This window comes from Anaerolineales bacterium (genome assembly GCA_037382465.1).
GTDB lineage: Bacteria > Chloroflexota > Anaerolineae > Anaerolineales > E44-bin32 > WVZH01.
On the sequence record JARRPX010000036.1, the window covers coordinates 57,440 to 77,712 of the forward strand.

The window sequence follows — 20,273 nt, forward strand, 5'->3', positions numbered from 1 at the left end:
AATCTCCATCCTAAAAGATATGTGATGTCGTTGGAACAAGAAGATCGATGCCGAATCACGCGTTGGCAAAATAATCATCAACGTCGCCACTTTTGGCTTCGCTGAGAAGACTACTCAATTCACCAAGATGGAAAAGGCTGTGCCGCAGCAAGAAAATCGCCACACCCATCTTCGTCTTTCCAGCCCATTCGAATTTCGTGTTCTTGCCTTCGAAATCCATACCTATCAACCACAATGCGGTTTTTTCTCGCAAATCCCGGATACATGACAAGACGTCATCTTGTGTTGGTAGTTGACCTTCGCCTGTCTCATCCCATTCATCTTCGAATTGAATACCGGACGCAAAATGAGTGATCGTTTTGTCTTCAATATAGTATTGGACTGCCTTTAGAATATGAAATGCTATTCGAGCCGGGGTATACGATTTACGGCCTGTATGAAGCCAGGTCTCTTCATCAAACGCCTCTACGATTTTCTCAAACACTCTCCAGGAGTGTTCGTATTGTTTTACAAATTCATCTTGCACTGCTCACATCCTCATGCGAGCTCAAATTGCGAGAAGTGCATACCGCACGACATGGACGTTTCAGAATTTGATCTACTTATATCGGATTCATCAATAAACAATGTAACAGTGCGATGCTATCCATTTGCCGGAATAGAAAAAAGGAGTTCCTCGAGAAAGAACCCAAGATTATCTCGAGAACCAACGGAACCAGCCTCTTTTACTCGACGCGGGCTTCATATCCACGATAGCCTTCATGACCTGCTCGCGAAACTCCTGCGCAACGGGTTCCGTTCCCATGCCAATGTATCCACGAACGCGGCCTTTGGACTCCCCGATATATCCAAAGAGCTCCAAACCCGAATCTCTAGAAAAAATGGATTTGTATTCTTTGGCCCTTACCTGAGTTAAATTTGCCGCATTCGATACCATGCCCGTTCGATCGCCGCGCCGCACCCAGACCAGCCACTTGGAGGTGAGCAGCATCCAGGTGTGAATGAGCATGTCCTGCTCTCCTTCCAGCCAGGTGAGCAGTTTACTGGTCTTCTTCTTTTCAGTGATCGTTTCGCAACACGCCAGGGTTTCACGCTCCGGATCCCCCAGGTCGTGCTTCTGGAAGAAATCCCGAATAGCCTGGAGCGGTTCGTGGGGAATCTGACTCACTTTACATTCTCTCGTACTGCGTTCATAGCTGCTCATTGGAAAGTCCTTTCCGATCGTACAAACGCTGCATGCCTCGAAGTCGATTCTACTGCAGGACGCACGATTTGCCGATCAGCGATTATGAGAAGATTCCCCTCCAAGTAAATCAACACTTCATCAAGCACGAATACATTCTCCTGTTGTTGTTGAAGTTGTCAGCTGCAGCTTCGAGGATGCCTAAAATTACTGCTTGTGCTCCTTCGTCGCAACGATGATATCCTGATAGCCGAGGTAATCGTCCCTTCCGCACCACGAACCGTACGAGATACGTTCACGTGTGGTTCAATAAATCCGGCATCACGAGAACGACCAAGCCCGAGTTAGATTTTATAAAATTTGCCCTGTTTTTTATTAGCACAGCACCATCAGTCTCCTCACCACTATCGTTGGTTCGTCATAGGAATCGCTGGCTGCTTCTGCGCCCGGACGCAGAGAAAACCCGGCTCTTTGATGAGTTTTTCATAATCCTGCGGGTCCGATCGTTTGAATTCTTCCAGCGGTATGGGCTCGAGAATTCGCTCGAGCACGAAGCCGGCCGCGATGAGGGGGTTGACGATCGCCGAGAGCGGCCGCCTGTAAAATGGAACCTCAATTTCAAAACCGAAACCGGTCCAGATTTCCTTTTTGGCCTCCGTTTGGAAGTAGCCAGTGTCCTCCCGAAAGCGGCGATAGCCGCCGAATGGATGGCCGACGGAAAACACGAGTGTTCCGCCGGATTTGAGTACACGAAAGAACTCGTTGAAAACCGGATGCCAATCTTCGACATAATCAAGCGCAAGCGAACTCAGCACGATGTCGAACTCCTCATCGCTTGCGAAATCGAGTGGTTCTTCAAAGTCAGCCTGCAATACGAGAGCCGCCTCACCGACCCGTTTTTCAGCCAACGCGACCATCTTCGGAGATCGATCGAAGGCAACGACTTCAGCTCCCTGTTGAAGCAGGATTTTGGCATACACCCCGGGGCCGCACCCCGCATCCAATATCCGCTTTCCCTGCAATCCCGGCAGCAGCGAAAGGGTGGCAGGCCGTTCGTATAGCGCGTTGTGGGCTTTGGTTTCGACTTTCTCGGCGTACGCCTCGGCCAAATTCTCCCACGTTTCGTATCCCAGACGCGAATCGTCCATACAAATTCCCTCAACTAGCTCCCTGCAATCTATCGGCGTGATTCTTGAGGCTCTTTTCTCCCCGATCCTGCGCGGCACATCCGCATCTTCTCTTTGGAATTCGAGGACCCTGCTGTATCCACCTGGAAGCACCCATACTCGGCCCGGAGACCGGACCAGATCGCGCCCGCCCAATCTCCACCCATCAAGTCGTTCAGGAAGATTACTTCGTCCTCATCGTCCGCGATGAGTTCGCCAAGCTCCCGCGCACGGTCGAAATGGTTCCTGGCGCTTTCAGTTTTCCCTTGAAATGCATACGCGCTTGCCAACCCCTCATGGGCATAAGCCTCGTCAAAGTCCTCCATGGAATCTTTTTCTCGTTCCGTCAACTCCATGCACCACAAGGCGTGGACGAGGGCTTCCTCCGCTCGCTCGAGATCGAGAAAAACACGCGATAAGAGTTTCCAACCTGACACCAGTGGTAAAGCGAACTAAATGCGGCAATGAGCATTTCATCATTCTCTGCATCCGACCTTCGTTTTTTCTCCAACGACCCATACCTGCCCGTTTGCCAACTTGGCGAATTTGATGTGAGCTTCCTCCAGGGTATACCGTTCCTGTTCCGTCATCGCACACCTCGTATGATTACGCTACCTGACAGTCACAGTACTTGATTCGAATTCCAAGACCCGGTACCACAACCGTAAATGAAATAATGGGAAGTCTCTTCGATCGTGAACTGCCACCCAGTTTTGGCGAGTCTCTCTGATAGTTGAGCGGCATCGTAAAATACTTTCACGATTCTAAATTCGCGTCCATCATTTAGACGTCTTGATATGGTCGTGGCGTTCGATCCTTCCAACGCATGGTCTTGTGCGGTGGAAGTCGCATCGTAGCGAGAATCGATAAAAAATACCCGGCCCTTCGGTTTCAAGGCACTTTTTACCAGCGTCCAAAACGCCTCAAAACGTTCTGGAGGGACGTGCGACAACCAGAAGGCGAAGAAGATCGTATCGTACTGCTCACGAGGTTGCCACTCAAAAATGTTGGCTTGGAGGTAGTGCACTTTCGAAGAATTTACACGCGATTGATTGATCGCCAGGACTTCAGACACCGCATCGATCGCCGTGACTTGCGTCGCATGTTGAACGATTTGCGCCGTCCACAATCCCGTACCACAGGCAATCTCTAAAACGTTGCCGGCAGGCTCGAAGGCATGAAGCGCCCGGCTTACCTCTTCGACTTCGGAAAACCAACGTCGATTCAGGGCTTCACCTCGGTCATATCGGCCCTGACGATAGAACCATTCATCATATTCCCGGGACCGCGCCTGATAATACGAAATTTGCTCATTCAACATATTGTTCGGATCATCTGCATGCAAGTTATTCGGCTTCAACCTTCCATCCTCTTCGAACCATATCCTTCACCCGTAACCAATGTCCCCCAGCATGTAACCATATTTCCAGCGTACTTGCGGCCAACGGAAGCGGTCAATCCCTTTTCCTCACCAGGAAATGGGCATAATCGTTTCCCGTGCTTTCTTCTTCCAGCGTAAACCCCGCCTGGTCGATCCAAACTCGAATCTGATCCATCGAAGGATAATAATGGTACACGGCCAAACCTGCCAGATCTCCGGGAATCCCCGGCGGCGTTAACGACATCACCCGTTCGTAAGACCGCTCGACTTCATCGCCCAATTCTCCGAACACGACCGGCAGCCCCATCGCCCGTGCCCGTTCGTAGGAAGCCTTCAACTCTTCCGAGTCATACAGCTCTGCCGTGAAATACAACAAGCCACCCGGTTTCAATGTCTTGCAGAAATTTGCCATGATTTCCGGCCAGTCTTCCGGGCAAACGTTCTCCATCGCGTCCACGCAAATCACGCCGTCGAACGCTTCTAAAAAGTCCAAATCCTGCAGGCCCATCCGCACATATTTCACCTGTGGAAAGTGCTGCCTTGCCCTTTCCAACATCCCTTCAGATTGGTCGATGCCGGTCACGTCATGTCCCGCTTCCAGCAGCATGCCATCGTATCGCCCCGCGCCACACGCTGCGGAAAGCAAGGCGCCATGCGGAGCCACACGATCTAACAACTTCTGAAGAAATACCAGATGCGTCTCATTCGCATAAAATCCAAAGTTCACCCAGTACTCCGGCGAAATATGATCGTAAAGCGCCTGTGTCATTTTGCGCATTTTATCGAGCCACACATCACGGTCCATCCGTACACCATTCTCGGAAATAGGATTAGCTTCCTAACGCAGCGCAGTCATAAACGCCGCACGAAGCGATGAATAAAGGCATGGCAACTTTTCCGATCAAAGCGTTTTCCCTAAGACGGGCTTCGAATTCGATGCCTAATCCCAGCTCACTCGTCATTTCAACGGCTTCACGTCACCCGCGTATTGCGACGAATGATTTCGGCAGCCCGAGAAATCGTTCCGTGCGTATCTCCGCATCCCCGAATAACTGCTGAAATCGTTTCTTGTTCAACAGCCTGGCGCTTTCGACGATCCGCACGGCGTCGTCCCTCGAGGCCGCCTTCTCCCAATGCCCGAGCTGGAAGTGAGAAACCAGCCAGATTCGAATCGGTTTGGGAAGCCAGTGAAAAAAAGGCGTCATGCTGTGTGGTTCGATCGGGAACCAGTAATTCGGCGTCTGGACAAAGTATCTCTCCGACACTCTGGAGACTTCCCCGGCGAATTGAAGCATTCGATTCCAATCACCAACATGCTCCAACACCGAATTGGAGTGCGCGACGTGAAAAGAATGGTCGTCGAACATGGATAGATCGCAGCCATCGCCTTCGACAAACTTGAACGGATCGTGAGCCTCAGTCAGCGGTTGACCGGGCAGATTGAGGATCGTGATGCTGACCTTGTTATCAATCAGGAACTGCCGGGGGACGATCCCCCAATATTTCTCGGTACCCCCGACGTCGATCATATTGACGGTCCCATGTTCCCTGAAGACCGTTTCGATCAGCTTCCGCAACGGAGCGATGCGTTTGGCTCGAAATCTCGACCCGACGGATGCTTGATTTTCGTAATTTGAAACCCACCTGGCGATGGTCTTTGTGATCGACAAATCTGTCTTCTCCTCATAAAGTACCAGCGGGCGATCTCGAGTAGATGATACGGATTTCAATCTCTCTCTCCAGTGTTCCCGAACCCGCCCATTATCAGAGAGGTCACATCGGCTCACTCTTCACGACACCTTATTTTTCCCCGGCCCTTCCGGATACCCCTTCCGCTTACACATCAAAACCTTCGTGCCAGGCAAAATAATTGACCAGGAAGATGGCTTTCTGCAATCCCTCGCCCTTCAAATATGGATGCGGGTCCTGGATGCGTTCAATAACTTTGTCCTCGCCCAGCTTGATCTCCCCACCCTGTCTCGCGATCTCCCAAATCGTGGTCGATATTTCTTTCATGCGCTCGATAATCAGATCGATGGTTTCCGGGGAGTGAATCCCCAATTCGGCTTCTAAACGCTCCCTGCGGTCGATCAACCGGTCCGGGCCGAATTCCTCATAGATTGCAAACGCTCGATCGAAAATCTCATCGGGAATTTCCATCATCATCACCCTTTGGAAACCATTTTGCTAATCGGTGGTTTTGAACGGTCAAATTTCCGTGGTTGTTCCATCTCGTCTTTCACCAGGATTCCCGATGAGGGGCTTCTATCCCTCTGTCCGATGTCGGGCAGCGGCCCCTTTCCATTCAACACAGACCAGAGGTGTACCAGGATCAACTCGTCAGCGCTTTCCATTGCGTTTCGACCCAATTCGGATCCATTTTCTTCAAGCGGTTCTTCCTCAGGTTGTTCCGCATGATCCAGAGGACATCCCGGTCCCCGGATCGAATCCATTTCTCCATTTTGGGCTTACCAAGGTGTGGATGTGCAGCCACCGCAACGCTCCAGCCATAACCCAGGGTTTTCCGCAAGACTTTAAACTCCTCGCTTCGGCGATCTTCTTCCGCCAACAGCGACTCTGTAATTCGATCAAGTAAATCGATGATCTTTGCTGCATCATTCGGATCACGCAGCAGGGAAGGTTCACACAAGGTCGCCACGACAGCCCTTCGCTCCAACAATGATCCCTTGCCCCACTCGACCAGCATGGCGAATACATCTTCGAACGAAACCTCGCCATACTTTTGCAGCCCCAGGGCGACGGATTCACGCACCCGCCATCTCGGATCGGATGCCCGTGCCCGGATGAGATCGAAATGCTTCGCCTCTCCTCGATACGCCAGGTATCCCAGACCAATCACGCCACAGACCGCCAGGAATTCTTCTTTCGTGTTCTTTGGTGCTTCATCAGGACCGAGGCCTGCATACTCGATTAGCTGTGCTTCCGATCCTTCCAATGCCGCAGCGAAGGCGAGTTCCAAGTTGGCCCTCGGGCCTGGCAGACAGGACTCTTGCATTAAAAATGAATCCCAGTGTTCCAGATTATTCAGTGTTTGACGATAGTTTTCGATTTTCCCCACGTCATTTCCTGAAACCCGACCGTGCGGCCAGCGATCGCGAATTATCGAGGCAGATATAATATGGCCTCGTCAAACTCCAATACGGAAGAAATCGAAGACGCTCACGGATGCCATTCAGCCGCCGGAACCGTTTGAATGTACGCGTCGATTTCGGATTGACCTTCAACGTTGTGCCATCGCCCTGATTTTCGTCACCGTGCGCCAGTTACGCGCCGTCACAGAAACGCCGAGTGCTTTTTCGATTCCCGCAGCAAGCTTCGATCTGCCAATGCCATCCGGCGCATACAAGTAGAAGACCTTGCCCAGCAGTGTAAAGCTTTCATTCTCGCCTTTTATTTCTTCCAATCTTTGTAGATCCGGGTTCTGCGGCGCTGTGTTCATGAAATACAGATGCAGGCTCTTTGGTTCTTCAACGGCTTCCGGATAGGGGTTTGACTCCGCCGCCTCGGTAAGTTCATCCGAACGCAAAACGACCACGTCCGGAACGAAGCCGAAACGCCTCTCGATACTGCTGCGCATTTCCTGCATAAGTGCCGCTCGATTCGCCTCTTCACTTTCGAAGACAACGTTGCCGCTCCGGATATAAGTTTCGATCTTTCGAAAACCTAGTTCTGTCAGTGTCTTGACCAACTCCTGCATGGGCAATTTGTTGTGGCCGCCCACGTTGATTCCCCGGAATAACGCGATGTAGACGCTCACACTGCACATCCTTTTCCCGACTACGCCGCCCTCATCAGTTCCGAATCACTCACACGATCTCTGCAGGCGAATTTCCAGACACCCGACGCATCGACTACACATACTCCATCATTTGGGCGACCGAGTCAAGGATTTCATCCGGTGAGACGGATGATGCGGCTGTGATCTCCTGCCGATACTTCCCGGTCCGCACGAGAAATCCAAGCAATCCGCAGCGCTGCGCACCGCCGACGTCGGATTCGATGTCATCTCCCACCATCACGATCTCCTCCCTGGGGCAGCCCAACTCGTGGATCGCCGACGCGAAAAAGGCCGGAGAAGGTTTGCCGATTACCGTGGCGTCCGCACCGGTGACGTATTCCAGCCCGGCAACGAACGCCCCGATGTCCACACGCAATCCCTCCGGGGTTTGCCAATACTTGCCTTTGTGGAGAGCAACCAACTCTGCGCCACCCATGATCATTCGGAAGAGTCGATTCACGAGATCGTAATCCCACGCGCCTCCAATGTCGCCAATAACGACGACCTCGGGATCAGTCTCGGAGGTGGGAAACTCCCGGAATTCGTCCATCACCGCTTCCGAGACGACGAAATAGCACGAACGAGGCCGGCGTTGGCGAAGATAGACGCGGGCCGCGTAGGGCGCACTGAGAATGTCGTTAAGTTCGACGGGCAAGCCCAGCAACCGCAATTTTTGAGACAGATCTTCGCGGGATTTCGTCGTCGTGTTGGTCACGAAGCGGTAGGGAATGCCGCGCGCTTGTACATGGCGGATCGTTTCAACTGCGCCTTCGATCACCTGATCTTCCACATACATCACGCCGTCCAGATCGAATAATAGTCCGTTAATCGTGTGCGTCGTCTTCATCCGACCTCCAGCAAAAGCTTCTCATCGGGAGGGATACAATCCATTAAAGGGAGGCCCCGTCCTGCGGTATTCCCGCATGGCGGAAATCTTTCCCGCCGAAAACTCGACGATGCTGACGCCTTCGATGTGATAATGTTGGCCGTCTGCGGTACACTCGAAATCCCACTCAAATGTCGCAGAATCCTCAAGAAAATGGAAGCTGGTGATGTCCCAACGATCGACTCTGCTCCCTGCGGCAATCCAATTCTCGACCCACTGCCTGATCGCCTCGAGTCCTCGAAATGTTGGACCGTGTGACTCGATGACAATACAATCCGGGGACAATGCGCTTACAATTTTCTGCAGATCGTTTCCCCGCCATCCTTCAACATATGCCGCTATCAAGCGCTTCGCCTCTTGGTCATCCATGTCCATCGATCCTACCTATTTAGCTAGAGTCCTTTCACAGGTCCTATGCCTTGTTTCCAACACGATATCGCAGCCAGATCTGACCCCCGGATTGAACCTGGGTCGAAATCAATTCGAGCTGGATCGGCCATTCGCCGGATTCCAGATCTGGCGCGGTGAACAACGACGGCGTATCTGTACCTCCGATAACCGCAGGAAGGAACTCGATGTTTATTTCGTCCACCAAACCATCACGCAATAAAGCGCCGTTCAGAATACCGCCTGCGGTCGATAGAAGACTCGTCACGCCGAGGCGAGAATGCATTTTTCCCAGAGCCGTTCTAAGATCCACGCGCGATTTCCCCGCCACCAAATAAGGAATCGTCTCCCGTCGAAGATAAGTCAGATATTCCGCCGGCGTTGCGCTGCAAGTCAAGACCAGTAAATGCCATCCCCGCCAAGCCTCATCCGGGAATTCGTCCTTGTACATCCAGCGGATGCGTCCGCGGCCATCCACGGCGGTGAACCAGCCTCGGTGACCCTCCCGCTGAAGGACGGTGTTCGGCAGAAAATCCGCGTACAAATGCTGCGGATCTCCTTCGATCGGCGGAAGTGGATCGGGGTGTTCTCCACGTCGAACGAAAGAACCGCTGCCCTCGAGGGTCGCTTGAACGTTGTGAGTCGTCTTGAGCCATTCAAACACGTTGAATCGATCACCGCCTTCGATCGATTGCCACCTTTCATCACCAAACAGCAGCAGTGAATCGGGAGACATCGCCAGCCTCCCATCCACAGACGCGCTGTTGAGCACGATCACTTTGGGCCTTTCCATAAATGCCTCCTTCGAAGGATGGGGATTGTTCGCGCGAGGGATCTCATTCGTCGACGCGCCAGGTGTATTCTAATCCATACGTCCGGCGCGTTTCGCCTCCTGGCGACGACACCCCACAGGATGACCCAGACAACCCCCATTGCACGCGCGTACACACCGCGGATCGGTGTTCCCGGTATCTCACTTTTTACGATTTGCATGATGCCGCTCGAGTACAGCAACACCGCCAGGATGAGCACGAACAGATTCCCCGCACCATCTGGCAATGGACCGGCAGTCGTATTCACGATGAATGCAACGATTATAACGAGCACGATCGCGGCATAAACCGGTGCGAGAATCAACACCCGGCTGTCTCTGGCATTCAACCAGTCAACGATTTTTTGCGTTCTGCCCTTATGTTCCATAGACACGAACCCTTTATTTCCACCACGCGGGCAGTATCGGGCGCCGCGTACCAGCCGCTCAGCCAGGCGCAGTATTTCTCGAAAGCCATGACCGCAATGGATCGTGAATGGCGATGTCATCCACCAGGCCGGGATTCAAAGGGCGCTCTTCGTAGGCGATGCACACGAGGTCGTTGAGCGCTGCAGCCCGCCGTTCCACGGGTGCCGACGAATGCAGATTGTAGGGATAGTTGTAATCCGGCGGTAAGATACGGATTCGCTCCGGCGTAAACCTGCTGACCAGTGCGGCACTCAAGACGGCCTGGTGAAGAAAGATCTGGTGCAGATCGTCCGGGCAAGCGGCCTTTTGATATTCGCCGTCACAGGCCAGAATCTCGAAACATTCAAACCACCAACGGAGGAAACCCTTCGACGGATTGATGGCAAAGGCATGGGAATTGAAATAGGAACGTATGCGCTGCGCACCGACGTACGTCTCCACCGTCGTGCGGATATCCTCCATATCGACGACCTCACAGATGCGCTTCCAAAAGACGTTCAAGGGTTGTGCAGGTGATAGCCCCACATTTTTAATGTGCACGGGCCTCACCGCCGCATCAAACGCCTTGCCGAGATCGAACAACAGCGGAGGTTGGATCACCAGGCAGCCAGGGTCGATCCAGACTAGCGACCTTACATTTTGTGTGGCCATTTCCTCGGCGAGGGCACAGGCATACACTTTATCGGCATAGTAATACTGTTTCACGGAATCCGGCACACGCAGGGGGATAACCCGCACGCCGTTCCCCGCCAGGCTGCCGCAGGGCGTTTCTTCGGGATGGGCCTCGAAAAGCCATACCGGACAGCGGCTCAATTCACCGCCAAAGTCGCGAATGCTTTCGATGAGTGTGCCCGCACAAGATTTTCCAACGTTTGTCCGGGCCATCGTGAGGAATACTGCCGAATCATTTTTTTCGTCGACCATAATCAGATCACCTTGATATGTTCTTGGAGGGGTAATGTTGATGCTCTATCGACCGTATGCCACTTCGGGTGGATTTGAGCCAACCCTCATTCATTCCCGAACATGAATCAACTACGCGAGTACTGCCAGACCCCTACCCTTGCCGGTCGAGATCGCTTGCAGACAAATCGTGAAATACGCTGTGAAACACGGAACCAGAAACCCGCCCATTTATGCAGCAGGAAATGTGGCCAGCGTGAATGGTGTAAAGATATTTTTATTGGTGTTTCTTTTCAAACATCCCGGCCGACAGCATCACTCGGGAGCACGCTCAGCGATGACCAGGGCATTCAACGTGTTAAAGCGCCCACGCCGCTCGGATGCAAACAGGAGCACACCCCGATCGCCATCAGGTACGAAGGTCAGGTGGATTGCTTCCCATTGCTTTGGCAAATAGGAGAAATACTCCATCATCTTTTTACCCGTCACACCGTTTACCGCATACAGGTGCTTGTCGTCTGACAGGACCAACACATCGAGCTGGCTGTTCCCATCCAGATCGACCAGAATCGGATCCCACATTTGCTCGAGCTGCGGATATTCGCCATAGCTGCCCTCAAAAATCCACTGCACCGAGCCGTCTGCACCATCCAGCGCCCATAATTCATTGTGCGCAACGATGTTGCCGTAGACGAAATTTCCTGATGGAAAGAACTGGTCGGCCGTGTATTCCGGCCAAATCGAAAAAACGATTTCTAAAGCTGGATCGTCATCGATATTTCCCACGGCCGAGTCGCGGTAAAAACCGCCTTGGCCATGGACTGATTGTGGTTGATATAAGCTGCCGTCGTCATTCTTGAAAACGATATATCCCCAACCTTCGACAGCCAGTGGCGTTTCCCAGATCATGTTTCCTCGCGAGTCCAGCAGGTAGTAATTGCAGCGTGAGCCCAAACCGATCTCCAATTCCCCATCCCCGTTATAATCGGCTACCGTGGTCGACTCCCAGCTTTCACAAGGAGTCTTTCCTAATTCCGGCGGAGCGTTGGCCGATTGAGCTTCTGTTGGAGAGGTATCGAAATGCCACATCTCGTTTCCCAAATTGTCCCAAACGATCATTCGCTCAACCGATTGCCAATCCCAGTAAAGATGATGATGGCTGATGATCTCCAATAAGCCGTCTCCATCGAGGTCGGCGGCGGTCGGCTGACCGTATTGAGCGCCGGTCGTCTCCCGTTCCCAGATTTGGCTGCCGTCTTGCCCATTGAGCAGACGAAGTTTCCTCGGATGACCGTATGAATTGATGATAATTTCCATCTGGCCGTCCGCGTTCACATCGGCAACGGTCATGCCTAAGCCGCCTTCAGAGAAAGGATGCTGCCAAATGATTGAGCCGTCCTTGCCGTTCAAGGCATAGATCTGAGCAACCGCTCTATCCGGGCTATCCTGGCGCTGGTTTGCGAAAACCAAATCAAGCTGGCCGTCATTGTTCAGGTCGGTGATCACTGGCGGACAATAGCGAGTGATATATTCCAACGGCATTTCCCATTGGATGCTGCCGTCATCCACGTTGAAGACGGTCAGAAAGCCGTCCAGCGTTCGTGGATCATACCGCCCGATCACATATTCGGCGTGGCCATCGCCGTCCAGATCGTCGGCGACAGGATAAAGATTCATGTAGGAATATCGCTCATCTTCCAGATCCCAAAGATGGTTGGGGTTCTCAAGCAGAAGCCATCCGGTGGATGTGTAGGCGGCCGTGTTAGTTAGATTGTTGCGCGGATACGGCCAGTAAACCGATTCCGTAGGGGCTGGAGTGCTGGTTTGCGTATCTGCAGGCTGGAGTTGAGGCGGCGTCTCTGTTTGCGTAGGAACGACCGCTTCCGTGATTGGAGCTGACCTTTCAGTGTCGCAGCCGGTTGATATTACACAAATGACAAACAGAACGATGAGAACACACAGGTTGTTACGACCCATCAATGTTCATTACTCCTTTCATCACAACGAACTCGAAGGATCTTCCCCATAATCTGGAGATAAGCATACACTTACTTCCGCAATAGCAAAAGTAAACTCAAAGCTGAGGTATCGTATTGAACGCTTCCCTACAACGGAGCACCCAACAGAATCAAGAGAGGCCGCCAGGAGATAACCCATCGAACTCAAATTGGCAGACCGACATATCCAGCATTGAACACACCTAGACAAGAGATTCCAGAAATCTGGCAGCAACATACGTCGCAGCTATCGCAGCCGGCGACAATTTCGGCTTATACAGATCGAACCCATGCTCCGTGTCAGGAAGTTCGAGTAAATATGAAGGGCGCCCCGCAGCCAAGAGCGTACGATGTAGACTACGCACTTCCGGAGCTGCACCGCTGAAATCATGCAGGCCCTGCAGCAGCAGCGTCGGCGGACAGTGCTTTCCGATGTGATGGCACGGTGAGGCGCTTTCGTATACATCTGGAATCGTCGACGGCTCTCCACCCAGAGCTTCTGGCAGCAGGCGGTGGACGGGAATAACTTCAAAACCGAAGCGGGATTCCAGAAATTCCATGAACATCCGCTCTATTCCGCTCTTCCCCGTCAAGCCGGGCAATTCCGCGAAGCTTCGGAATTGCGCCTTCAAATCAGGTGGACCGTAATACGAAACGACTGCACGAACGCTGGTATCGAGGCACACATCGGGAGGATCCAGTTCCGGATGATTCGGCGTGTATGCCGCCAGCAGCGCCAGGTGGCCTCCTGCAGACCCACCCATGAGAACGATTCGATCGGCCTTGATGTGCAGGTCGGCCGAATGATCTTTCATCCAACAAATCGAACGCTTCACATCCGCAAGCATCCCAAAAATATCCGCCGCAGGCGCAAGTGTGTAGGCGACATCCACGATCAAGTGGCCCTGCGCTGTCAAATAACGGAAGAAAGGACGCGTGCAGAAATCTTTGTCGGCGTAATGCCATCCGCTGCCATGGAGATAGACGACGCCTAAACCAGAATGACCTGTTTCTCTTGAAGGAGACCAGACATCCGCCAGGATTTTCCCGCCGTTTTCCACGTGGGTTCCTATCTGGACGTCTTTTTCCCAGGTGTACGCCTTCGGCGTGGTCAATGCATAACCCAAGATGGATGGTGCTCTTCGCATGGATTCCGGAGTGCCGGGCAAAGGCCGAATCTCTTCGAAATGCTTCCTCAAACGCAGCGCGCGCTCGAGCAAACGATAAACGTGACGCGCCGATATAAACAAAGCCGCGCATCCGAAGATCAGCGAGAAGACATCCCGACCAATCAACCAGCCGGCAACTGCAGCGCACCCCCCGAACAAGCCACTGAACAATATGAAGGAACCCGAGAAAAGTTTCGGGACGAACAGGACGAGACGACTCCATCCTGCTTTCGGATGAATGATGGTAATCGAAGAAATAAAAAAGCAGAGGAATGCGGCAGCTTGTATTATCAACATCATCGATATCCTGATATTGAAAAGATATGCAACTTTGAATTGCTTGTACGGCGAGTGGAATCTTTATCCAGACCAGCCGCACACATATTCACCGATCACTTTCATTCTCACCGATCTCCCTTCCTAATCGATACGCTGCTTCCAAGCGAGATGCCGCCGACGATACATGCCCCTCTTTGGCGCAGTGCTCCAACACATCCAAACGCACGTTTATCCAGTCCTTGAAATCTTCAAACATCTTGATCGTGCATTCAGCACAGGCGCGGTAATTGTAGCAAACCACCAAAACGATGTGTTTACCTACCAGGGCGGGAAGCTGGTCATCCAGCGATAAAAGGGCAGTCAGTCGATCGATGCACAACTTCGTTTGCGCGTTCATGTGCCACCAATATATCGGCACAGCAAAGACGATTAACGTCGACGACTCGATCTCGGGGTAAATCCGTTGCATATCATCGTCGTAAATGCAGCGCGATGTTCCTGAACACAGAAAGCAGCCCTGGCAGGGTTGGATATCCATGTCGTTCAGCCAGAATTCAGAAATTTCAACTTCGTTCCCACCGCTGACAAGCCCATCCAGGAAGCTTTTTGTCAGCGTAGCTGTATTGCCGTCTTTTTTCGGGCTTCCCTGAATGACGAGCGTTTTCATAGATGCCTCCCGGCCAAAAATCTTGTGGTGGGGATCATCAGGCAATAGACCCAATTCTTAAGCGCGTAACGCTCTCGTAACTCACGAGTTTCATTTCATTCGGGTCGAATACCACTCGTCCAGTTCAACCAGCCTGGACCCTGCGTCCTTTTCAGATCGAAGCAAATAATTGCCTATCGATACCGGCCTCGGCCGATAAATTTTACGATTTCATCCACAAAGGCTGTGTCATAGAGACACTCATCGGACAATCGCAAGTAGAATCTGGATTTGGCATCCAGCAGCAGATCGATGTCATCGGCTGTGGCGACAGGTAAAACGTGACTCACCTCCACCCAATCCCAATTCCCCAAAGCGATGTGACCAGTTTCTCTCCATTCGGCAACCATTTCTAGGAATTCATCACGGGAAATCGACTCTTCTCCATCCTTCAAGGTTATCGACGACGTAAGGAAGGCATGTGTCACTTCCGCTTGATCAGAATCCGGAAGCGCTTCATACTCTTCCCACGTCAGGCCGGCGCTATCGAGCACGTTCTGGACAAGCGCCTCACAATAATCAGCCCAATCCTCATCATTCGACGAAGCGGCACTCTCTCTCAAAGCTAGCAGTCCTTCCGGCGTCGTCAGATACTCACCCAGACCCAGAGCAACCCATTGGCGAAGGTCCGCTTCGTCGCTTTCCAGCAACGGAATAAGATGAGCTGCTGCTCGAGAATCGCCGAATTGAGCCAACGAAAAGACGTATCGGAGTAATTCCCCGGTATCGGTGGAGTCAAGCCCAGCGATAAGAAGGTCGTAATCATCCGGATGGCCAAATCCGCCCAATGCCACAATTGCGCTGTTACGCACACCCGTGGCCTCGTTGTCCACCGCTTTGCGAATATCTGGCAAGGCGGGGAGGTACTGTGCGCGGGTTAACAGCCCGATAGCGGAAGACAGCACGATCGGGTCTTCAGACGTCTGCAGCAATTCATGCAGCACCGGCAATCCCTTCGAACCGTAAGATCCCCACAGGAACTCATGAGTTCGGGGATACTCGAATGATAGATAGTGTCTTTCCGAGAAGAATTTACCCTGGTTGTCCAACGTAAGTACTTTAAGCATCGGCAAAGCCCGGGAATCCTGTGTGGAAGCGGCCTGAAAAGCGGGTATAAAGAGCAATTCATAAACCCATTGATCGGCTGGTATGGAGGACCAGACATCGGCGATCGTATCGGCTTCCTCCAGTTCGCCGATGTCCCAGAGGATATAGGCAGCCAATAACTTGAATTCCACATCCTCCTCGCCGGCCTGTTCCATGACAGCCAACTCTTCCTTCAACGCCCGGGCGCCTTCCGGACCGGCATTGGTGATGTCACCTATTGCCGATGCCAATGCTTCTGAATCGTTCTGGTTTGGCTCATCAAAGCCCATGTCCCGCAGCACAGAAATGGACGGCGTGAGATCGGGCGCAGGCGTGGCTGAAGGTGATGGTGGTGAAACCATGCGGGTCGGCGTGCTGCATCCGGTTCCAAACGAGATACCCATGAGCATACACACGATGATGATCACAGATCGGCGAGTCATTTCAAGATCCTTTCCGATTCAATTCAGTCAGCAAACGGTCATTCCGCAGGTGCGGGATTGAGAGACCGCAGAATCTTCTGGCAAACGCAGCGCTGCACAAGGTTTCAGCGGCCGGCAACAACGGCACGATATTGAGGGTTGGATGCCCAAAGACCGGCATGAGTTTGACATTCAGTATAATTCGCAATCAAACATCACGCCTGTCCACATCTGGCATTTTTCTGAGAAAGGCCAGAAGAATCACCTGACGACCCATTCTGATTTACGACCTCCGCCAAACATGGGACGAAATGCAGAGACAGCACTGAATTGCTCCCGAGAACAACTCGCGAATGCGATCCGGCGGTTGAACGAGATCTACGCGCGATACTGCCCAACCGAACACATCTTGTGCAAATATCTGGGGGAGATCCGCTCACGCCCGGCTCCAGCCTGTTCTTTCAGTAGTTCATCGCAAGCAAGAAACAGACCATGAAGTATAAGGTGTTCTTCGTGACTCAGCTTGGAGAGACCTCGATCGTCGTATGGAAGGTCATGTTCCCGCACTCCCTTCTCGCTGTACAGGTTGTTTTCGACGGATCGGAAACAGAGAACGGCGTCCGACTATCAAGGAAGATTTCCTTAGGTCGCAGGAATCCGTTCCTGGGTGGACTTGTCGAGAAAGCAGCCCGATTGCTCCTTGGGGAGGAATACCTGCGTAAGATGGTCGAGCACAATCAGGATGGTCTGTAGAGATTGAGCGGGCACATCCAAACACAAATGGAATCCAAAACTACGGCAGCGTGGCCGTCCCACATCGGCAATTGGCGCGGCGTTCGCGTAGCACCTGCGCCGCCGAATCAGTGGTTTTCCGAGATAAGCTTTTCTGCGAATCAGCCTGAAACATTTATGATATTATAGATACTAATTATCTTTTAGGCACGCCGGTACTATCGCACATCCATCGACGTGGCAGATCTGTCTCTCAGCATCCCCTTCGAGATCGAAGGCACAGCAATCCTGGAGTGAACGTAATGGCCAAGAAAACCTCCCATGAAACGACAAACGTCGTTGAAAAGCCCGCCGTGAAACCAGTCCTCCTATCAGGCGGTAATCCTCAAATCGCCAAGGCCGACGGCGACGCACCTGTGCAGGCCTACATTTCGGCCATGCCGGATTGGAAAAGCGGCGTCGGGCACCGACTCGACGACATCATCGTGCGCAACGTGCCCAACGTCCGCAAGGCTGTGAAGTGGAATTCCCCCTTCTATGGCATCGAGGACCAGGGCTGGTTTCTCAACTTCCATTGTTTCACGAAGTACGTAAAGGTGGCGTTCTTCCGCGGTGCGTCGCTCCATCCTGTCCCCCCTGGCAAATCCAAGCACGAGGAAGTACGCTACCTCGATATCCACGAGGACGACCATCTCGACGAGGCGCAGTTGGCGGCATGGATCCGGCAGGCGGCGGAATTACCCGGCTGGACTCCGTAGCGCCGGCACTGGTACGCACAAGCGGTCGGGCTTTACGCCGAGCCGCTGTTCGACCCATCCGTGGACAATTCTATCTCACTCATCGGTGAGCAGCTCAGCCAATGCCGAGGGCAGCCGATGACGTGGCGTTCGGCTTCGTTCGCTAGATTTCAACACGTAAGTCCGCGCTTTCCGCTCCAACCACCCGCGAAATACGTTCACTTGACGGCCTTCTTCTTCCCCTTGGCTTTATTGAAATCCACTCCCGCTCGAATGAGCACCTTCAACGAACGCTCGTTCACTTGATCCCCCTCATACAGGTCAATCGTGCGCCATTTCTTGCCTTCAAGCCCGCTGTTGAACAATTTATTCGGATCGGGAAGGCTGGCGCCATCGTAGAAAGTCAACTTTACCTTGTCATTAAAAGCATTGGTTACACAGACTATGCCATGGTCGGAAAAGACCGGAGCGCCCCTCCACTTCCATTCCTCGATGATCTCCGGGTCAGCTTCATGGATGATTCTGCGCAGCTTGGCCAGCACCTTCCCTCGCCAATCCGTTAGGCCTGAAATCATCTCGTCGATTTGTTTACTCGCGTTCATTGCTTCTCCTCCAGGAAGATCCAAGTATCTACCTTGGTGCTGCTGCTGTATTTCTATTATATACGCAATTTGGACCTATTATGTACGAAATGTACACCTGCGCATCCGGCGCCAGGTGCCTCGTCTGATGTATCGAAGAACTCAGGACTTGATGTACTCAAAGCCTGAAATGCAATACATCAAAGAACCATCAAAAGGCATAGTCCATCGATGGTAGTGATCACTCCTGCGGAGAGAATAAACTCCAACCTCCCTTCTCAATCTTCTGGTCCAATTGCAGCAATTAACGGCCTGACTTTGCTTCCGGAAAAGTAATGCTGCGAATCGATCTTCGCGGAGGGAAATACTACGATGAACTTGGTATAAATAGACGTTAACACCAAAAAATAGCGCTTATCTACGAATGTAGTAACGAAGATACATCATTCCATCGGGGAACCGCCGTTGGTCCGTCAACTCCAGGATAAGTTGATGATTTCTGGGGAGAGATCTTTTCCCACAGCCTATCGAAATTGGCGCGAGAAACAGGTGGCATTCATCGACCAGATCGTATTTGAAAGCTTCGGCGGCCAACTCAGGACCCCCGATGCTGAGATCGGATTCCACTGCCGCCTTCATCTGCCTTACCTTTTCCGGATCGAACGTACGCTCGATACGTGTGTGGGTGGTCAATGGCGAATCCAGGGACCTGGAGAACACCACTTTGTCCGCTGCCTGCCAGATATGGGCGAAGTCCGCCTGTATGGAGGACTGCTTGGCCAGGCTGGCATTGGTCTCCCAGACAGCCATCACTTCATACATACGCCGTCCATAGAGATAGATGCCGACCGGGCGCATCACGTCGTTTATGAATGCGTGGGCATTCTCGCCAGGCACCGCCCATTCGAATTTGCCGGTATCATCTTCGATATAACCATCCACCGACATGATGGCTGAGTAGATCAACTTAGCCACCTACGACCTCCTGGGGCACGGCCGGTGCTGGTCGGGAAACCACGACGACGGACTTATCCATCGAGACGCCAAAGACATCATCTCGTGAAATTCGCTGCGTGCTTCAAATCATAGCGAGTGTTGCACTTCGGAGATCAACCGAACATTGTCTTTCCGCTGCGATATGAATTCAACTCTTCACCACAATTATGGCAAGATCTTTCATACCAGCTAAATCCTGTTCCGCATGCGCACCGCCAACGCTTTTGTTGTTCGGCCAACCATTGATCTGCTCCCTGCAACTTCAACGTTTCTAAATTCGAAACAACATCAAGGTGGTGGATCCGTCCATCGTTCTGAAAAGTCCGGATTCGATCGCAAGGGAACTCGGAGCAAAGCCCACAGTGCAGGATGTCTCTACGTTCCGCACAGTCTCGAATGCTGCAATCTGCGCATCCGGGATGGATGTACAGGATTTCTGATCTGCATCCTGAACAAGTGAATCCCTGAGTCACTCTCCCCTGGCGTCTTGCGTCCTTCAGGAGATGCTCGCTTTCGGGGAAAGATGCACGATAGTGATAGCACGCCCCACAGTAGAGGCCACAAACGCCGAGCAGCGATTTCGAACTATTCATTATGAGCCCCGCATTCGTTGTTTTCCTGAG

Annotated in this window: 23 protein-coding genes; 2 read left to right on the forward strand and 21 right to left on the reverse strand. The window is 52.4% G+C overall.

The window, feature by feature from the left end; all coding sequences use genetic code 11:
* Window positions 1-55: 55 nt before the first annotated feature.
* The 19 genes from P8Z34_10555 to P8Z34_10645 all read right to left on the reverse strand — a co-directional run bounded on the left by P8Z34_10555 (window position 56) and on the right by P8Z34_10645 (window position 16,625).
* The gene (locus P8Z34_10555; GenBank protein ID MEJ2551114.1) at window positions 56-526 is read right to left on the reverse strand and encodes a hypothetical protein; all 471 of its coding nucleotides are present in this window, start codon (window positions 524-526) and stop codon (window positions 56-58) included.
* Window positions 527-694: 168 nt separating this feature from the next.
* On the reverse strand, window positions 695-1,204 hold the full coding sequence (locus tag P8Z34_10560) for a hypothetical protein (protein ID MEJ2551115.1): 510 nt from the start codon (window positions 1,202-1,204) through the stop codon (window positions 695-697).
* A 383-nt stretch (window positions 1,205-1,587) separates the two neighbouring features.
* Window positions 1,588-2,331 carry a class I SAM-dependent methyltransferase gene (locus tag P8Z34_10565; GenBank protein MEJ2551116.1) on the reverse strand — a complete coding sequence of 248 codons (744 nt, stop codon included), beginning with the start codon at window positions 2,329-2,331 and terminating at the stop codon, window positions 1,588-1,590.
* 29 nt (window positions 2,332-2,360) lie between these two features.
* A complete protein-coding gene (locus P8Z34_10570) occupies window positions 2,361-2,786 on the reverse strand; it encodes a tetratricopeptide repeat protein (protein ID MEJ2551117.1) in 426 nt (141 codons plus the stop codon).
* 185 nt (window positions 2,787-2,971) lie between these two features.
* On the reverse strand, window positions 2,972-3,709 hold the full coding sequence (locus P8Z34_10575; protein ID MEJ2551118.1) for a class I SAM-dependent methyltransferase: 738 nt from the start codon (window positions 3,707-3,709) through the stop codon (window positions 2,972-2,974).
* A gap of 94 nt (window positions 3,710-3,803) precedes the next feature.
* A complete protein-coding gene (locus tag P8Z34_10580) occupies window positions 3,804-4,535 on the reverse strand; it encodes a class I SAM-dependent methyltransferase (GenBank protein MEJ2551119.1) in 732 nt (243 codons plus the stop codon).
* 172 nt (window positions 4,536-4,707) lie between these two features.
* Window positions 4,708-5,400, reverse strand: coding sequence for a methyltransferase domain-containing protein (locus P8Z34_10585; GenBank protein ID MEJ2551120.1), 693 nt, complete (start codon window positions 5,398-5,400; stop codon window positions 4,708-4,710).
* A 166-nt stretch (window positions 5,401-5,566) separates the two neighbouring features.
* On the reverse strand, window positions 5,567-5,890 hold the full coding sequence (locus tag P8Z34_10590) for a hypothetical protein (protein ID MEJ2551121.1): 324 nt from the start codon (window positions 5,888-5,890) through the stop codon (window positions 5,567-5,569).
* Between the two features lie 172 nt (window positions 5,891-6,062).
* Window positions 6,063-6,710 carry a hypothetical protein gene (locus P8Z34_10595; GenBank protein ID MEJ2551122.1) on the reverse strand — a complete coding sequence of 216 codons (648 nt, stop codon included), beginning with the start codon at window positions 6,708-6,710 and terminating at the stop codon, window positions 6,063-6,065.
* 261 nt (window positions 6,711-6,971) lie between these two features.
* Window positions 6,972-7,508 carry a DUF1697 domain-containing protein gene (locus P8Z34_10600; GenBank protein ID MEJ2551123.1) on the reverse strand — a complete coding sequence of 179 codons (537 nt, stop codon included), beginning with the start codon at window positions 7,506-7,508 and terminating at the stop codon, window positions 6,972-6,974.
* Window positions 7,509-7,602: 94 nt separating this feature from the next.
* A complete protein-coding gene (locus tag P8Z34_10605; GenBank protein ID MEJ2551124.1) occupies window positions 7,603-8,376 on the reverse strand; it encodes a TIGR01458 family HAD-type hydrolase in 774 nt (257 codons plus the stop codon).
* 21 nt (window positions 8,377-8,397) lie between these two features.
* Window positions 8,398-8,784 (reverse strand): nuclear transport factor 2 family protein, encoded by a 387-nt coding sequence (locus tag P8Z34_10610; GenBank protein ID MEJ2551125.1) that lies wholly within the window; start codon window positions 8,782-8,784, stop codon window positions 8,398-8,400.
* Window positions 8,785-8,827: 43 nt separating this feature from the next.
* Window positions 8,828-9,595 carry a dihydrofolate reductase family protein gene (locus P8Z34_10615; protein ID MEJ2551126.1) on the reverse strand — a complete coding sequence of 256 codons (768 nt, stop codon included), beginning with the start codon at window positions 9,593-9,595 and terminating at the stop codon, window positions 8,828-8,830.
* Window positions 9,577-10,008 (reverse strand): hypothetical protein, encoded by a 432-nt coding sequence (locus P8Z34_10620; protein ID MEJ2551127.1) that lies wholly within the window; start codon window positions 10,006-10,008, stop codon window positions 9,577-9,579. The genes P8Z34_10615 and P8Z34_10620 overlap by 19 nt, the downstream gene beginning before the upstream one ends.
* A 52-nt stretch (window positions 10,009-10,060) precedes the next feature.
* The gene (locus P8Z34_10625; GenBank protein MEJ2551128.1) at window positions 10,061-10,966 is read right to left on the reverse strand and encodes a hypothetical protein; all 906 of its coding nucleotides are present in this window, start codon (window positions 10,964-10,966) and stop codon (window positions 10,061-10,063) included.
* Between the two features lie 294 nt (window positions 10,967-11,260).
* Complete coding sequence (locus P8Z34_10630; protein MEJ2551129.1) at window positions 11,261-12,922, reverse strand: FG-GAP-like repeat-containing protein; 1,662 nt, start codon at window positions 12,920-12,922, stop codon at window positions 11,261-11,263.
* A gap of 223 nt (window positions 12,923-13,145) precedes the next feature.
* Window positions 13,146-14,408, reverse strand: a complete 1,263-nt coding sequence (locus tag P8Z34_10635) for an alpha/beta hydrolase (protein ID MEJ2551130.1) — start codon at window positions 14,406-14,408, stop codon at window positions 13,146-13,148.
* Between the two features lie 88 nt (window positions 14,409-14,496).
* The gene (locus P8Z34_10640) at window positions 14,497-15,057 is read right to left on the reverse strand and encodes a flavodoxin family protein (GenBank protein ID MEJ2551131.1); all 561 of its coding nucleotides are present in this window, start codon (window positions 15,055-15,057) and stop codon (window positions 14,497-14,499) included.
* Between the two features lie 173 nt (window positions 15,058-15,230).
* Window positions 15,231-16,625, reverse strand: a complete 1,395-nt coding sequence (locus tag P8Z34_10645) for a HEAT repeat domain-containing protein (GenBank protein ID MEJ2551132.1) — start codon at window positions 16,623-16,625, stop codon at window positions 15,231-15,233.
* Window positions 16,626-17,096: 471 nt separating this feature from the next.
* Here P8Z34_10645 and P8Z34_10650 point away from each other — a divergent pair, with 471 nt between their 5' ends.
* Both P8Z34_10650 and P8Z34_10655 read left to right on the forward strand, forming a co-directional pair.
* Window positions 17,097-17,357, forward strand: coding sequence for a hypothetical protein (locus P8Z34_10650; protein ID MEJ2551133.1), 261 nt, complete (start codon window positions 17,097-17,099; stop codon window positions 17,355-17,357).
* 281 nt (window positions 17,358-17,638) lie between these two features.
* Complete coding sequence (locus P8Z34_10655) at window positions 17,639-18,094, forward strand: DUF1801 domain-containing protein (GenBank protein MEJ2551134.1); 456 nt, start codon at window positions 17,639-17,641, stop codon at window positions 18,092-18,094.
* A 197-nt stretch (window positions 18,095-18,291) separates the two neighbouring features.
* Here P8Z34_10655 and P8Z34_10660 read toward each other — a convergent pair whose 3' ends face one another.
* Window positions 18,292-18,675, reverse strand: a complete 384-nt coding sequence (locus P8Z34_10660; protein MEJ2551135.1) for a DUF1801 domain-containing protein — start codon at window positions 18,673-18,675, stop codon at window positions 18,292-18,294.
* Between the two features lie 393 nt (window positions 18,676-19,068).
* On the reverse strand, window positions 19,069-19,629 hold the full coding sequence (locus P8Z34_10665) for a dihydrofolate reductase family protein (GenBank protein MEJ2551136.1): 561 nt from the start codon (window positions 19,627-19,629) through the stop codon (window positions 19,069-19,071).
* Between the last annotated feature and the right edge of the window lie 644 nt (window positions 19,630-20,273).

What these genes read in the sequence shown, in the direction of transcription:
- P8Z34_10635 (MEJ2551130.1), bottom strand. Translation starts at nt 14,408, where the DNA reads ATGTTGATAATACAAGCTGCCGCATTCCTCTGCTTTTTTATTTCTTCG.
- P8Z34_10655 (MEJ2551134.1), top strand. Translation starts at nt 17,639, where the DNA reads ATGGCCAAGAAAACCTCCCATGAAACGACAAACGTCGTTGAAAAGCCC.
- P8Z34_10660 (MEJ2551135.1), bottom strand. Translation starts at nt 18,675, where the DNA reads ATGAACGCGAGTAAACAAATCGACGAGATGATTTCAGGCCTAACGGAT.
- P8Z34_10610 (MEJ2551125.1), bottom strand. Translation starts at nt 8,784, where the DNA reads ATGGATGACCAAGAGGCGAAGCGCTTGATAGCGGCATATGTTGAAGGA.
- P8Z34_10565 (MEJ2551116.1), bottom strand. Translation starts at nt 2,331, where the DNA reads ATGGACGATTCGCGTCTGGGATACGAAACGTGGGAGAATTTGGCCGAG.
- P8Z34_10580 (MEJ2551119.1), bottom strand. Translation starts at nt 4,535, where the DNA reads ATGGACCGTGATGTGTGGCTCGATAAAATGCGCAAAATGACACAGGCG.
- P8Z34_10615 (MEJ2551126.1), bottom strand. Translation starts at nt 9,595, where the DNA reads ATGGAAAGGCCCAAAGTGATCGTGCTCAACAGCGCGTCTGTGGATGGG.
- P8Z34_10645 (MEJ2551132.1), bottom strand. Translation starts at nt 16,625, where the DNA reads ATGACTCGCCGATCTGTGATCATCATCGTGTGTATGCTCATGGGTATC.
- P8Z34_10560 (MEJ2551115.1), bottom strand. Translation starts at nt 1,204, where the DNA reads ATGAGCAGCTATGAACGCAGTACGAGAGAATGTAAAGTGAGTCAGATT.
- P8Z34_10625 (MEJ2551128.1), bottom strand. Translation starts at nt 10,966, where the DNA reads ATGGTCGACGAAAAAAATGATTCGGCAGTATTCCTCACGATGGCCCGG.
- P8Z34_10640 (MEJ2551131.1), bottom strand. Translation starts at nt 15,057, where the DNA reads ATGAAAACGCTCGTCATTCAGGGAAGCCCGAAAAAAGACGGCAATACA.
- P8Z34_10650 (MEJ2551133.1), top strand. Translation starts at nt 17,097, where the DNA reads ATGAAGTATAAGGTGTTCTTCGTGACTCAGCTTGGAGAGACCTCGATC.
- P8Z34_10605 (MEJ2551124.1), bottom strand. Translation starts at nt 8,376, where the DNA reads ATGAAGACGACGCACACGATTAACGGACTATTATTCGATCTGGACGGC.
- P8Z34_10630 (MEJ2551129.1), bottom strand. Translation starts at nt 12,922, where the DNA reads ATGGGTCGTAACAACCTGTGTGTTCTCATCGTTCTGTTTGTCATTTGT.
- P8Z34_10590 (MEJ2551121.1), bottom strand. Translation starts at nt 5,890, where the DNA reads ATGGAAATTCCCGATGAGATTTTCGATCGAGCGTTTGCAATCTATGAG.